The following is a 15,328-nucleotide window of genomic DNA, read 5'->3' on the forward strand; positions in this document are numbered from 1 at the left end:
GTTACCTGTGTTATTAACTTGTTATTTATTGCTTCATATTTTGCATCATTTGCATCATCTTTTTTCCGCCGCCGCCTTGCATCATTTTCATCATTTTACTCATTTGGCTAAATTGTTTAAGCAATTGGTTAACCTCTTGAACTGAAGTACCAGAACCTTTACCAATTCTACGTTTACGACTTGAATTAATGATATTAGGGTTTGCGCGCTCTTTAGGTGTCATGGAGTGAATAATGGCTTCAATATGTTTAAAGGCATCATCATCAATATCCATATTTTTCATCATTTTCCCAGCACCAGGAATCATTCCCATCAAGTCTTTCATGCTACCCATTTTCTTGACTTGCTGTATTTGACTTAGGAAATCATCAAAACCAAATTTATTTTTAGCGATTTTCTTCTGGAGCTTTCTCGCTTCTTCTTCATCATATTGCTCTTGAGCACGTTCTACTAAAGAGACAACATCACCCATTCCTAAGATTCTGTCTGCCATACGCGATGGATAAAAAACATCTACCGCATCCATCTTTTCACCTGTACCAATAAACTTTATGGGTTTATTGACGACCGATTTAATAGAAATGGCGGCACCGCCACGCGTATCACCATCTAATTTGGTTAAAATAACACCGTCAAAATCTAAAACATCATTAAAGGCTTTTGCTGTATTTACAGCATCCTGACCTGTCATGGCATCAACCACAAATAAAGTTTCATTAGGCTGAATAGTTTTATGGATGTCTGAAATTTCATTCATCATTTGCTCATCGATAGCTAAACGACCTGCGGTATCAAGAATAACTACATTATGGCCGTTTTGTTTAGCGTGTGCAATGGCACCTTGAGCAATTTTAACGGGATCTTTTTCTTCTTTATTAGAGAAAACTTCAACATTTATTTGTTCTCCAACAACATGCAATTGATCTATAGCAGCTGGTCTATAAACATCACATGCTACCAATAAAGGTTTACGTGTTTTTTTTGTTTTTAGAAAATTGGCAAGCTTACCTGAAAATGTTGTCTTACCAGAACCTTGCAAACCTGACATTAAAATAACCGATGGTGAACCTGATAAATCAACGCCTTCAGCATCGCCACCCATCAAATCAGTTAACTCGTCTTTAACGATTTTAACCATTAATTGATTAGGCTTTAATGATTTTAAAACGTTTTGACCAATAGCTTTTTCTTTTACAGTATTTGTAAAATTCTTTGCAATTTTAAAGTTAACATCAGCATCAACTAAAGCTCTTCTAACTTCTTTTAAAGTTTCGGCTACATTTACTTCGGTAATTTGACCGTGACCTTTAAGTACATGAAAGGCTTTATCTAACTTATCACTTAAACTATCAAACATATTCTTAATCAGTTTTATGCAAAAGTAAGGATTTGAATCCTATTATTGAAGTTTTTACAAATTAAAAAACCACCTAAAAAGGTGGTTTTAAATTATTTATTGTGACATTTACAGTTTGTAATTATGTTCGTTTCTATCACTTTCATTGTAACGCTTAATCGCTGTTTCTACAAGTTCTTTAGCTTCAACTTCATTACCCCAATTACCTATTGTAACTTCTTTATCTTCCAAATCTTTATAGGTTCTAAAAAAATGTTCAATTTCTTCAACTAATTGCGGATTCACATCACCAAAATTTTGAATGGCTGTTCCCATTGGATCATCAACAGGTACACAGATAATTTTTTCATCAGGGCCTTTTTCATCAGACATATGCAAAACACCAACAGGTCTAACTTCAGCAACACAACCAGGTATAACTGGATGCGTAAATAACACGAGAACATCTAATGGGTCATTGTCTAATGCTAAAGTCTCAGGTACAAAACCGTAATCTGCTGGATATACCATAGACGTATGTAACATACGGTCAAATCTAATTTTTTTTGTATCAAAATCGTACTCGTATTTGTTACGACTACCTCTTGGAATTTCTATAAAAGCATCAAATGTCATTGTTGTATTTATTAGGTTAAAAAATCGGGTCACAAAACTAATAAAACTTTGCTTATTAGAGGTTTAATTCTTAGAAATAAAATCCAAATGATCCGGTTACACCAAAATTTCGAGCATCTGGTAATGTTTTATAATTACCTCTAAAATGAAAATCTAATCGAAATACTCTAAAAATATTACCAACACCTAAACTGTAAGACCAATAAGGTTCTTGATCTGGTGCAAAAAGTTCTGGATTTGTGAACGAAGCGTTTAAGGCTTGGTTTGAATCTGATATTGAACCATACACAGCTCTTGCGCTTACAATTTCTCTCAAATCTAAGTCTCTTAGTAATGGAATTCTAGAAAACAAGCGACCATTAAAATTATGCTCAACATGAACACTAGCGTAAGTATCGGTAACAAAATCGTAAAAATCTAATAATGGAAATGTGCCTAGAATGGAAAATAAGGTTTGATTACCAGGAACAACATTAAGCAAACCTAAAGAAACATCGCCAAAGGTTTTACCCGCCTCGAATGTTGAAGTAAACTTTCCAAATCCACCAACTTGTATTGGCTGCCTGTAGTAGAGTTGAAGTTTATAATAGTTAAAATCGCTATCTAAAACTCCTGTAAACCCTTTTGAATAATTTAAAAATATTTCTGGGTAATCATCGTCATTCAAAATATATCGCTCTACACCATAACCAGAAGTTTTACGACCTGGCATGTATTTAAGAATGACTGAAGCTTCCATTTGTCTAGTTTCTTCTTCAATAAGCGTTTGCGCTTCATTTTCGAAATAAGCGATACTAAACTGGTCTGAAGCCGATTTTAAGGTCCTGTAGGTAGAACCTAGCCTGACCTCAAAATTTTTGAATGGCTCAAATGTAAAGGCTAAACTCGATAGATTAATATTGGTTAAACTAGCATTAGAGCCAACTGTTAAAACAGAAGAACTGGCTAAACTTCGACCTAAAACATCTGATGTATTGGTTAAACTTGCACCTAATTGTTCTACATCTCGCCTATTTCCGGCTTCAACAACTAATCGTGATTTTTGATCTAATAAGTATTTTCCGGAAATACCATATTTAAATTTATCATCTCTAAAACCATAGGCTAAAAACCCTTGTAAACGGTATTTATCATTTTGTCCTGAGTAGGTTCTTCCGCCAACTCGCAATCTTAAACCTTCAACATCATTATAACCAAAAGTTGAAAAAACAGGCCCAAAATCCCAACCATCTTGCTCCCAATAATTAGTAGCTAAAATTGTACCTATACTATAAATTCGCTTAAAAGCATCAACTGTTTTTAAGGTGTCTAACATTGAGTAAACTTGCTGTTCATTTTTGTTGAGTTCTTCTAAGCGCTTTTCTTTCCAAAACTCAGAATCTCTAAAATAAACACTATCATTAATAATTTCTCTTTCATCACGATAGAATTTATTCGGTTTGGGTTTATTGAATTCGTAATCATCAAATAAAGTAGTTCGCTTACCATAAACGCCTCTTGACTCTTCTTTTTTCTGAAAAGTAAAATCGGTCATAAAATGGTCTCGAGTAATTAAAAAAATCGAATCATTTAAGACTTCAAATTCTTGTTCAATAAAGACTTCTTTAACCCAATTGATGTTAGAACCTTTATTCATGGTCATTTCAATTTCTTTGATTGCCCAAGTGGTATCATTCACCCAGAAGTCACCTTTAAAAGTAAGTTCGCCTTTACGTCTAGGATAATACACAATATTATAGCAATACTTATCGCCAATGTAAGTTGAATCAGCCAATACGTAGTTGTAGGTATCAATACCTGTTCTTGATAACGGGCTTACAAAGCTTTTATCGAAAAATTTGAGATAGTTGTCATAAACATTGTAGTCTGAATAAATATCTTTGATATATTGAATTAAAGTTTGGTTATCACTAAATCCAGAATTTTTGTTCCCCAAAAGAATTTCACGTTCGGTATTTTTAACATTATTACCATAAACTTTTGAAACAGCTTCATTAAGAAATATTGGCAAATAAGTTTTACCAGTAACTTGATTAGTATCGACTTGGTTAAAAATAAATTCCATACCGTTAAATACACGAGAATTAATTAAAGAGCTATCAATCGTGTTTAAGTCGAATTCTAACTTCTCATATTTATCATATTGATAGTATTTAAACTTATTAACACCATTTTGCCGTTTATTTTCCCAAATTTTTCGAAGAATGTCTATAGCTGGATTATTTTTTTTTGAAGTTTTACCACTATAAATCATCACTTCATCTAAAGCTTCAGCATCAGATTTTAAGGTAATTTCTAAATTATAACTCACAGGCTGAGCCAACTCTAAAACTTCAGCTTTAAAACCCATAAATGAAATTTTAATTGCCGAATAATTTTCTTCAGATTCTAGGTAAAACTTACCATCTTCATTAGTGATTGTTCCTTCAGAAGAGTTTTCAAAAATTACGTTTGCATAGGGAATTGGTTCGCCATTTTCATCATATACCTTTCCGCTTACTTTCGTTTGGGCGTAAAAACTGATGCTAATAAAGAGAAGAAGTAAGGCTAGTAGGTTTTTCATATAATTAAAGAAGCTTCATTTTTAAATAAATAAATGAAGCTTCAAATTTATGAGAATTTTGTTAGTATTAGATGTATAAAACTTTTTTAACAGCCTTAATAACATCTTCATGATTAGGCAACCATTCTTTCAGTAAAACTGGAGAATATGGCGCTGGTGTATCAGCTGTATTTATTTTAACAATTGGAGCATCTAAATAATCAAACGCATCATTTTGCACTTTGTAGGTGATTTCTGTTGAGACATTTCCGAATGGCCATGCTTCCTCAAGAACAACCAGGCGATTCGTCTTTTTAACTGATTTTATAATCGATTCGTAATCGAGCGGTCTAACCGTTCTTAAATCTATAATTTCACAAGAAATACCATCTTTTTCTAGCTCATCAGCTGCTTTATAAGCTTCTTTAATAATTTTCCCGAACGAAACAATAGTAACGTCTTCACCTTGTCGCTTGACATCAGCAACACCTAGAGGAATTGTATATTCATCTTCAGGAACTTCTCCTTTATCACCATACATTTGTTCGCTTTCCATAAAAATAACTGGGTCATCATCACGGATAGCAGACTTCAATAAGCCTTTAGCATCATAAGGGTTAGAAGGAATTACTACTTTTAAACCAGGCGTGTTTGCATACCAATTTTCGAATGCTTGAGAATGTGTTGCACCTAATTGCCCAGCAGACGCCGTAGGACCACGAAATACGATAGGAATATTAAATTGACCACCTGACATTTGACGCATTTTAGCGGCATTGTTTATAATTTGGTCGATACCAACAAGTGAAAAATTGAAAGTCATAAATTCAATTATAGGTCTATTTCCATTCATTGCCGATCCTATGCCAATACCTGAAAAGCCAAGCTCAGAAATAGGTGTATCAATAATCCGATCAGGACCAAACTCATCAAGCATTCCTTTAGAAGCTTTATAAGCGCCATTATATTCTGCAACCTCTTCACCCATCAAATAAATAGACTCATCGGCTCTCATTTCCTCGCTCATAGCTTCAGCAATGGCTTCTCTAAATTGAATTGTTTTCATTTTATATTAACTGTTTGTCTTTTGATTTCTTTAAAGCACAAAAATACTAATTCAATTCACTTTACACCACTAGATTTTTAGAAAAATTTATTATGCATGCATAGGAAATTTAGACTAAAAAATTTATATTCGCAATATAAAACGTATAAACCCTATTTAAATGAAAATATTAGTTTGTATAAGTCATGTTCCTGATACAACTTCAAAAATTAATTTCACGGAGAATGACACTAAATTTGATACAAATGGCGTCCAATTTGTGATTAATCCAAATGATGAGTTTGGCTTAACGCGCGCCATGTGGTTTAAAGAAAAACAAGGTGCTACGGTTGATGTTGTCACTGTCGGTGATAAATCAACCGAACCTACAATCCGCAAAGCATTAGCGATTGGCGCAGACTCTGCAATTCGAGTAGATGCAGAGCCACTTGATGGCTTTCAAGTTGCAAAAGAATTAGCTAAAGTTGCCCAAGATGGTAGTTATGATTTAATAATTGCTGGCCGTGAATCTATTGATTACAATGGTGGAATGGTTCCTGGTATGTTAGCAAAATTAATAGGCGCTAATTTTATTAACACATGCGTGAGTCTTGAAGTTGAAGATGACAAAGCAACAGCTGTAAGAGAAATTGATGGCGGAAAAGAAACTTTAACTGCTAATTTGCCGCTTGTTATTGGAGGTCAAAAGGGCTTGGTTGAAGAGAGCGATTTAAAAATACCTAATATGAGAGGTATTATGATGGCCAGAAAAAAACCACTTAAGGTCGTTGAACCCGTTGCCGAAACGCCTTTAACCAAAGCTGAAAAATTTGAGAAACCAGCACCAAAGGGTGAAGTAAAACTAGTTGATGCTGATAATATTGATGAGCTCATCGACTTATTACATAACGAAGCTAAAGCAATTTAAATAAAAAATTATGTCTGTACTTGTATATACTGAATCCGAAAACGGAAAACTAAAAAAAGCTGCGCTTGAAGTAGCTTCTTACGCTAAGGCTGTTGCTGATGCCATTGGTGGAAATGTTACAGCTGTTAGTATTAATAGTGATAATAATGACGACTTGGCAAATTATGGCGTTCATAAAAGCTTAGAAGTTAGTGATGAAAAACTTCAAAAATTTAATGCAGACGCCTATGCTGAAGTTATTACTCAGGCGGCCAAAAAAGTTGATGCCAAAGTAGTTGTAATTAGTCAAAGTGCTAATGCTAAATATTTAGCACCTTTACTTTCAATAAATTTAAATGCTGCTTACGCCTCAAACGTTGTAGATGTTCCTAAAACCGACAACGAATTTACGGTAGAACGCACAGCTTTTACTAATAAAGCCTTCAACCATACAAGCCTATCTACTGATGTTAAAATCTTAGGTCTTTCAAATAACGCTTTTGGCTTGAAAGAAAGTAAAGCTGAAATGACTAAAGAAGACTTTTCAGCTGAATTAGGTGATGATCACTTTAAGATTAATGTAGAATCGGTTGATAAAAACACTGATAAAGTAAGCATCGCCGATGCTGAAGTTGTGGTCTCTGGCGGTCGTGGTTTAAAAGATCCTAAAAATTGGGGAATGATAGAAGATTTAGCCGACGTACTTGGTGCCGCAACAGCATGTTCTAAACCCGTAAGCGACATGGGTTGGCGACCACATTCTGAACACGTAGGCCAAACAGGAAAACCAGTGGCTTCTAACTTATACATTGCCATTGGTATTTCTGGAGCGATACAACATTTAGCAGGAATTAGCGCTTCTAAAACAAAGGTTGTTATTAATACTGATGATGAAGCACCGTTTTTTAAAGCAGCTGACTATGGTATAGTTGGTGATGCATTTGAAGTTGTCCCAAAGCTGATTGAAAAACTGAAAGATTTCAAAGCAAATAACGCATAATTTTTATAAATTGTGCCCCTTTAAAGGGCAATCTAAATAAAAGCCTTTTATTTAGATTGCCCTTTTTTAATTTAGTAAACACAACATATTTATGAGTTTGGTAAAACTTAATATCAAAGGTATTTCTTACAGTCAAACACAAACTGGAGCTTACGCCTTACTGTTGAGTGAAGAAGATGGCAAACGCCAGTTACCTATTGTAATCGGTGCTTTCGAAGCACAATCTATTGCTATTGCGCTCGAAAAAGACATCAAACCACCAAGACCATTAACTCACGATTTATTTAAAACCTTTGCATCACGATTTGATATTACCATCAATAAAATTATTATTCACAAATTAATTGACGGTATATTCTACTCAAGCCTGATTTGTGAAAAAGATGGTAATGAAGATGTTATTGACGCTAGAACAAGCGATGCTATTGCTTTAGCACTTCGTTTTCAAGCGCCAATTTTCACTTACCCTAACATCCTTGATAAAGCGGGTATTGAACTCAATCAAAAAGATAGTAATCAAGATCCACAAACAACATCTGGTGAACAAGTTAAGCAAAGTGAATATGCACATATGACCATCAACCAACTTAATGAACTTTTAGAAAAAGCTGTAAGTGACGAAAACTATGAAAGAGCAGCCCGACTAAGAGACGAAATTTCTAAACGAAGTTAACAGCTTATGAAAATTAAATTACTAAGCCTTTTATTGCTTTGCTGTAGCATTTTGAATGCCCAAGAACTTATTGGTATTTGGGGAAATAAATCACAAGAAAATCAACAAAAAATACAGCTAGACTTTGAGCAGTCTAAACTCTTAGTTCTTAAAAAAACAGATACACTGCTATATTCAGATATCACATTTAATCAAGATGAGTTGAAGGTGCTTCAACCTAATGAAGCATTTTCTGCAGAAGTTTTTAATGTTCAAGCTGAACCTAAATCACTTCAACTCTATCATGAAGATCTTAGCTTAAATTTCGTTCCAATTGAAATTTCTAATCTCAATATTTCTACTAAGAAACTTCAAAACGGAAATCAAAATACATTAACAGAAGACAAATTAGAGCAAAATGTCAAAACAATGGTACCACACCAAGGTTTTACAGTTAACGGACTATGGCGTGGGTTTTTAGGTATGCTTACTATTTTATTAATCGCTTTTTTATTTTCAAACAATCGAAAAGCCATTAATTGGAAAACAGTTGGTGTAGGCTTATCGGCACAGCTAATTTTAGCTGTAGGTGTACTAAAAGTCAAATTTGTTCAAGCTGCTTTCGATTTCGTGGGTAAGATATTTGTCAAGATATTGGAATTTACCGCGGCAGGAAGTGAATTTTTACTTGGTGGCTTAATGGATGTTGAAAGCTACGGTTACATTTTCTTATTTCAAGTGCTGCCTACTATCATTTTCTTTTCGGCCTTAACTTCTCTGCTATTTTATTTAGGTGTTATTCAAATCGTCGTTAAAGGGTTAGCAAAAGTTCTCACCAAACTATTGGGTATTTCTGGTGCCGAAAGTTTAAGTGTTGCTGGAAATATTTTTTTAGGACAAACCGAATCGCCTTTAATGATTAAAGCCTACCTAGAACGTATGACGCGTTCTGAAATACTATTAGTTATGATTGGTGGAATGGCCACTGTTGCTGGTGGTGTTTTAGCCGCTTATATTGGCTTTTTAGGTGGTGATGATGAAGTTGCTAGACTTGAATTTGCTAAACATTTGTTGGCTGCTTCAGTTATGGCTGCGCCAGGCGCAATTGTCATATCGAAAATACTTTACCCACAACAAGATAAAATTAACACAAAAGTTGAAGTATCGCTCGATAAAATTGGTTCGAATGTCTTAGATGCAATAGCAAATGGTACAACTGAAGGTCTAAAATTAGCAGCTAATGTTGGTGCCATGCTTTTGGTCTTTGTCGCTTTAATTGCGATGATTAATTACGGCTTAAATTTTATAGGCGATTTAACCACATTTAACCAAGTCATCGCTGAACATACACCCTATGATAATTTTTCTTTAGAAGCCGTTTTAGGAACTGTTTTTGCCCCATTGATGTGGCTTATTGGTGTAGCCAAAGACGATGTTATGCTGATGGGACAATTATTAGGAATCAAATTAGCGGCAAGTGAGTTTGTAGGATACATCCAGTTGGCTGAGCTAAAAGATGCCTCAAATATGTTAAGTCTCAATTATCAAAAATCGGTAATCATGGCCACTTACATGCTGTGTGGTTTTGCTAATTTTGCGTCTATCGGTATCCAAATTGGCGGCATTGGCTCATTAGCACCAGGACAACGTAAAACCTTATCTGAATTTGGGTTTAAAGCTTTAATTGGCGGCACCTTAGCTTCATTAATGTCAGCTACCATCGCAGGAATGATAATTGGATAGGATTTGTTAATTTTAAGTTAAATATATATATATATATATATTGTTTATTTCCAATAAATTAGTGGGGAATCTTAAAATTATTTACTTATGAAAAAATTATTTTTAAATGTTTTTACTCTAATTTTATTAATGTCATTTAGTCACATAAATGCTAGTGAAAATTATTACGATGATGGTAAATCTGAAGTTAAAATTGATTCACATTCTATTAAGGTTAACAAAAATGGTGAAATATCAGATTTCGTTAAAGCAAATTGTTCTGCAAACATAGGTAACGTTACTGTATTTATGAGTGTAAATTGTTTTTTATGTGGCCAAGAAAGAGCTGACAGAAAATGTGAAAGAAAATTAAACGAACTATTAGAAAATGCTCGTGTAGGAAGACCAGACTGTAACTGTAATTAAAAAATATATTTATGAAAACGATAACATTTATATTAGCACTTGGGGCTACTATGTTAGTTCCTAATACAAATAATTTAAACTCTGATGATTACAGGAAGGCTAGCTGTTCTGTAACCATCGGAAATGTTACTTTTACACATACCGTAGGTTGTTTTTTATGTGGTGAAGATAGAGCTGAAAGAAGGTGTCAAAGAAAATTAAATGAACTTGTTGCTCTTGTTACTGAAAACCCAGACTGCGAGTGCCTATAAGATTAATTAATAAAATACCTGCAACTTATGTTGCAGGTTAATTTTTTTTAAATAATGAGAACCTTAAACTTAATATTTGCGTTTTTTATTTTTGGACTATTAAACAGTCAAACTGTTCAAGTTAATTATACATTAACAACCAACAAAAACAATCACCACTTATCAAAACGCGGTGATTATCAATTAACGGCAAACAAAGAAAAAAGCCTTTTTGAGCCCTTAACAAATGACCCTAGAGATTTGTATAAAAAAGACCCAGATAATATCGAAACTATTTGGGTTAAGGATAATTTATACCACGTTAATCTTAGCCAAGGCGTCACTGATTTTAGTTTTAGAGACATATACTACACAGACAATAACTATCTTTTTTATAATAAAATTTTGTTTAACGAAATTGCATTTATAAAAGAAGACTTAGGTTTATTTGAGTGGCAAATTATTGGTGATACTAAAACAATACTAGGCTATGAATGTAAAAAAGCGGTATCTCAATTTAGAGGACGACTTTACGAAGCTTATTTTACAACAGAATTAAATTTTAAAAGTGGTCCATGGAAGTTTCACGGATTGCCAGGCTTAATATTAAGCGTTAGGTCTGTTGATAATTATTTCAGCATAACTGCCACTTCTATTAAGATTAAAGAGAATACTGTAAACATTGACAATCCTTTTAAAAACAAAGATTATCTAAATATTAATCAGTATAAGAAAAATCTTAAAGCCAAATATTTAAAAATGCTACGAGCATTTAAAAGCAAACAACCAACCGACCCTGAAGGTGGTGGAAGCATTGAAGTTGAATTTAATGACGAAATTGAAGACTTAGGCCTTGAAACAATTAAATTTAGTTACTAGCATTTCAATTGTATTATTTTGTTACTTTTCTGGTCAAGCTCAGCTGATAAAAGGTAAGCTAATAACTTCTAAAGGACAAACTGTAAATTCAGGCTATGTAACTTTCAAAAACAAAACGCAAGACTCAAAGGTTTTAGAATACACTTTAATCAATAAGGCTTCATTTGCGTACCGCTTAAAAAAAAGCTATCAAGATTTAGTTATTCAAATCTACACCGACAGTTACCAAACTCACACAGAAATCTTAAATCTTTCTAAGTCTAAGGAAGCGTATAATCTAGTTATTCAGCTCACAGAAAAATCAATTGAGAATTTAGATGAAGTAATCATAAAGGGTTCTAATAAATTTAGTGTTAAAAAAGATACTGTCAGCTTTAATGTTTCGGCTTATAAAAGCACTGAAGACCGAAAGGTTGAGGATATTTTAAAAAAATTACCAGGAATAAGTGTAGATTCAGAATCAGGTAAAATTAGTTATCGAGGAAGGTCTATTGAAACTGTCATGCTTGATGGCGACAATTTATTTGATAAAAATTATACAATAGGAACTAAGAATATCAATGCTAAAATGATTGATAAAATTGAAGCGATTGAAAATTATAATGAAAATGAAATTTTAGGAAGTTTAACACGTTCTGAAAATGTTGCTTTAAACCTTAAATTAAAAAAAGGAAAAATAGATTTGTCAGGAAGTATTGAAGGTGCTTTAGGCACATTTAATACGAGTAAAGTAGCTAGTGGAGTAAGTGGTACAAGTCTAGGTGTGGCCAAAAATTATAAGTACTTTTCAACTTTAACTTTTAACAATATTGGTATTGACAACATGCCAAGAAACCTCAACGGAAATAAAAAAGCAAAAACCATTGTAGCTGAACGGTTTTCTAAAGCAAATTTAAACTCCGACTACACTAACATTAATGAACAATTATTTAGCAGTTTAAACTCTATTTTTAAGTTAAATGATTATCTTGACTTAAAAGCTAAGGTTTATTATCTAAAAGACCAATTAAGTTCAAAGCAAAACATTACAACTAATTATAATATTAACGGAGATTCATTTACAACAACAGATCAAACTAACTTTCAAAAGAAACCAGACTTAATACATACAGCGTTTAATTTAAAGTATCTAAAATCTCAAAAGTCAATTTTAGAATTTGATTTTGATTTTACAGGGAGTAAAACAAACAACTCTATTAATATCATTCAGAATAATAATCTAAATTTTGATACTAACCTGAATACTAATTATAATTACTTATCACCAAAATTAACTTACACAAAAAAAATATCAAAAACTAAGGCATTGCTTATCTCAGGCAATTACAGCTATAGTGATGCGCCTCAAACCATTAGTTTTGATCCGCTTATTAGTTTTAATGATAAACGTATTGCATCTCAGTTTAGCGAATTTAGTCAACAAAATCTCAACTTAAAAGGTCAATTAATTGCTAAATTTAACAATAATAACAACTATAATATTTCAGTTGGTTATGATTCTAGTATGCCTGAATACAAATCATTTCAAACCAATAAAAACAATATACAAACAGGTTTTAATAACTCAAACTACAAAAAACAATCAACTTTTATTAGTAGTCGTTTTAAATTCAATTTTAAGTCTTTAAAAGTGAGTCCTGAACTGAAGCTAAGCCACATCAAACAAAATTTAATTAATGAAACACAGCAAATCGAATTAAATTCTAATGATTTAAGTATACAACCTAAAATTAGTTTTCGCTATAATTTCAAAAACTCATTTATAAACCTTAGATCTGCCTATGTTGAAAAAGCAATATTAGACGACTATCTTTTTTCGAATCAAGTTTTAGTTGATCAAAGAACCGCCATCAATAACTTGCCTTCAACTGAGTTACAAAAAACCAAATCTATAAACTTTATTTATTTTAAAAACGATTTATATAATAGCTTAGACTTAGGCATCTTTGGTAATTATCAAGTCACTAAAGGACGTTTTTTTACTAATTCTTCCATCTCTAAAAATTTTATTCAAACCACCTATTTTTATTCGCCTCAAATCAATACAACATTAAATCTCGGGTTTAATTTTTCAAAATATATTGATGCTTTAGCAACAACAATTAAACTCAATTCATCTTATAATCTCACAGAATTTAACAACATCGTCAACGATTCTGATTTCAGATCAAACAAATCAATTTTTTTTGAGCAAAGTTTATTTTTTAAAACAGCATTTTTAGGTCGTCTTAATTTTGAAAATCAAACCACATGGCAAAAATCAATTACTAAAAGCGAGAATAGCATGCGGTTTAATAATGATAGATTCGAAAATAATCTTAAACTCATTTATAAACCTTTTAATGATTGGTTACTTATAAGTTCTTTTGAAGTATTTGTACCTGAAATTGATGATTCTAGTCAAAATTTTAATTTTTTTGATATTAATTTAAATTACAGGCCTGATAAAAACTGGTCTTTCTCACTGATGTTAAGAAACTTAACAAATCAAGACAGCTTTAAACAAATATCTACAACAGATATTTCAACCAATGTGGTTACTAATAACCTATTGCCAAGACATTTTCTTTTACGTTTCACTTGGGATTTTTAGAAATTCAGTAATTATTTATTACTTTTAAACCAACAAAAATCTCATGCAACAATACCACGATTTAATACAACATGTGCTTGAAAATGGCGTCGATAAAGGCGATCGAACTGGCACTGGCACACGTAGTGTTTTTGGTTATCAAATGCGATTCAACTTAGCTGAAGGATTTCCCTTGGTAACCACTAAAAAAATTCATGTCAAATCGGTAATTCACGAATTATTATGGTTTTTAAAAGGTGACACTAATACCAAATATCTTCAAGAAAACGGTGTTCGCATTTGGAATGAATGGGCTAATGACCGAGGCGATTTAGGACCTGTTTACGGTCACCAATGGCGCAACTGGAACAGCGAAGAGATCGATCAAATTAAAGAGCTCATCAAAACCTTAAAAACCAATCCTAATAGCCGTCGGATGTTAGTTTCTGCTTGGAACCCAAGTGTTTTACCAGACACTAGCCAATCCTTTGCAGATAATGTCGCTCAAGGAAAGGCTGCGCTTCCACCTTGCCATGCCTTTTTCCAGTTTTATGTAGCTAATAATAAACTGTCTTGTCAGTTATACCAACGCAGTGCCGATATATTTTTAGGCGTACCCTTCAACATTGCATCGTATGCATTATTAACCATGATGATTGCTCAGGTATGTGGTTTTGAGTATGGCGATTTCATTCATACTTTCGGCGATGCTCATATCTATAATAATCATTTTGAGCAAGTTAAACTTCAGTTGAGCCGAGATATTAAAGCTTTGCCAACCATGGAATTAAATCCTGAAGTTACTTCAATTTTTGATTTTACTTATGAAGATTTCAAATTGAACAATTACAATCCACACCCATTAATTAAAGGTAAAGTTTCTGTATAATGATCAAATTAATTTCCATAGCCGCTATAGCCGATAATAATGCTATTGGCAAAAATAACGACTTAGTTTGGCATCTTCCAGACGATTTTAAACGCTTTAAAGCTTTAACTTCTGGACATTATATCATTTTAGGGCGTAAGACCTTTGAGTCGTTCCCTAAGCCTTTGCCTCATCGAACTCATGTGATTATTACACGTCAAAACGATTATAAAGCAGAAAATCATTTAGTAGTCAACAGCTTAAATGAAGCCATTGCTGCCATTCCAAAAAATGAAGAAAAAGCCTTTATCATTGGTGGTGGCGAAATTTATAAACAGGCGATGAGCCGAGTTGATGAACTTGAAATTACGCATGTAAATACTACAGTTGAAGGCGATGCCTTTTTTCCCGAAATTGATTTGAAATTATGGAAAGTAGCTAATGAAGAGTTTCACCCAAAAGATGAACGCCATCAATTTAGTTTCACTTATAAAACTTACTTGCGCCGCTAAT

At 33.0% G+C, this 15,328-nt stretch carries 14 protein-coding genes; 10 read left to right on the plus strand and 4 right to left on the minus strand.

Annotated features, from left to right (window positions below):
• Positions 1-25: 25 nt before the first annotated feature.
• From ffh to BUB82_RS03875, 4 genes are all read right to left on the minus strand, one after another.
• Positions 26-1,357, minus strand: coding sequence for a signal recognition particle protein (gene ffh / locus BUB82_RS03860; protein ID WP_073192148.1), 1,332 nt, complete (start codon positions 1,355-1,357; stop codon positions 26-28).
• A 108-nt stretch (positions 1,358-1,465) separates the two neighbouring features.
• Positions 1,466-1,972: an inorganic diphosphatase gene (locus BUB82_RS03865; protein WP_073192150.1), complete on the minus strand. Its 507-nt coding sequence runs from the start codon at positions 1,970-1,972 to the stop codon at positions 1,466-1,468.
• Positions 1,973-2,042: 70 nt separating this feature from the next.
• The gene (locus BUB82_RS03870; protein ID WP_073192152.1) at positions 2,043-4,535 is read right to left on the minus strand and encodes a DUF5686 and carboxypeptidase-like regulatory domain-containing protein; all 2,493 of its coding nucleotides are present in this window, start codon (positions 4,533-4,535) and stop codon (positions 2,043-2,045) included.
• 67 nt (positions 4,536-4,602) lie between these two features.
• Positions 4,603-5,580: a pyruvate dehydrogenase complex E1 component subunit beta gene (locus BUB82_RS03875; protein WP_073192154.1), complete on the minus strand. Its 978-nt coding sequence runs from the start codon at positions 5,578-5,580 to the stop codon at positions 4,603-4,605.
• Between the two features lie 160 nt (positions 5,581-5,740).
• On the opposite strand from BUB82_RS03875, the gene BUB82_RS03880 reads away from it, so the two are divergent.
• From BUB82_RS03880 to BUB82_RS03925, 10 genes are all read left to right on the plus strand, one after another.
• Positions 5,741-6,487 (plus strand): electron transfer flavoprotein subunit beta/FixA family protein, encoded by a 747-nt coding sequence (locus BUB82_RS03880; protein WP_073192156.1) that lies wholly within the window; start codon positions 5,741-5,743, stop codon positions 6,485-6,487.
• Between the two features lie 10 nt (positions 6,488-6,497).
• Entirely contained in the window at positions 6,498-7,466 is a 969-nt protein-coding gene (locus BUB82_RS03885) for an electron transfer flavoprotein subunit alpha/FixB family protein (protein ID WP_073192157.1), read from the plus strand.
• 91 nt (positions 7,467-7,557) lie between these two features.
• The gene (locus tag BUB82_RS03890) at positions 7,558-8,139 is read left to right on the plus strand and encodes a bifunctional nuclease family protein (RefSeq protein ID WP_073192159.1); all 582 of its coding nucleotides are present in this window, start codon (positions 7,558-7,560) and stop codon (positions 8,137-8,139) included.
• A gap of 6 nt (positions 8,140-8,145) precedes the next feature.
• A complete protein-coding gene (locus tag BUB82_RS03895) occupies positions 8,146-9,861 on the plus strand; it encodes a NupC/NupG family nucleoside CNT transporter (protein WP_143185639.1) in 1,716 nt (571 codons plus the stop codon).
• Positions 9,862-9,948: 87 nt separating this feature from the next.
• On the plus strand, positions 9,949-10,266 hold the full coding sequence (locus BUB82_RS03900; RefSeq protein ID WP_073192161.1) for a hypothetical protein: 318 nt from the start codon (positions 9,949-9,951) through the stop codon (positions 10,264-10,266).
• An 11-nt stretch (positions 10,267-10,277) separates the two neighbouring features.
• On the plus strand, positions 10,278-10,517 hold the full coding sequence (locus BUB82_RS03905) for a hypothetical protein (protein ID WP_143185640.1): 240 nt from the start codon (positions 10,278-10,280) through the stop codon (positions 10,515-10,517).
• A gap of 54 nt (positions 10,518-10,571) precedes the next feature.
• Entirely contained in the window at positions 10,572-11,375 is an 804-nt protein-coding gene (locus BUB82_RS03910) for a GLPGLI family protein (RefSeq protein WP_073192164.1), read from the plus strand.
• Entirely contained in the window at positions 11,350-13,968 is a 2,619-nt protein-coding gene (locus tag BUB82_RS03915) for a TonB-dependent receptor (protein ID WP_073192166.1), read from the plus strand. The genes BUB82_RS03910 and BUB82_RS03915 overlap by 26 nt, the downstream gene beginning before the upstream one ends.
• A 43-nt stretch (positions 13,969-14,011) precedes the next feature.
• Positions 14,012-14,836, plus strand: coding sequence for a thymidylate synthase (locus tag BUB82_RS03920; RefSeq protein WP_073192168.1), 825 nt, complete (start codon positions 14,012-14,014; stop codon positions 14,834-14,836).
• On the plus strand, positions 14,836-15,327 hold the full coding sequence (locus BUB82_RS03925; protein WP_073192170.1) for a dihydrofolate reductase: 492 nt from the start codon (positions 14,836-14,838) through the stop codon (positions 15,325-15,327). Before BUB82_RS03920 ends, BUB82_RS03925 begins: the two co-directional genes overlap by 1 nt.
• Position 15,328: the final 1 nt, after the last annotated feature.

This window comes from Psychroflexus salarius (assembly GCF_900129035.1).
In the GTDB taxonomy this organism is placed as follows: domain Bacteria; phylum Bacteroidota; class Bacteroidia; order Flavobacteriales; family Flavobacteriaceae; genus Psychroflexus; species Psychroflexus salarius.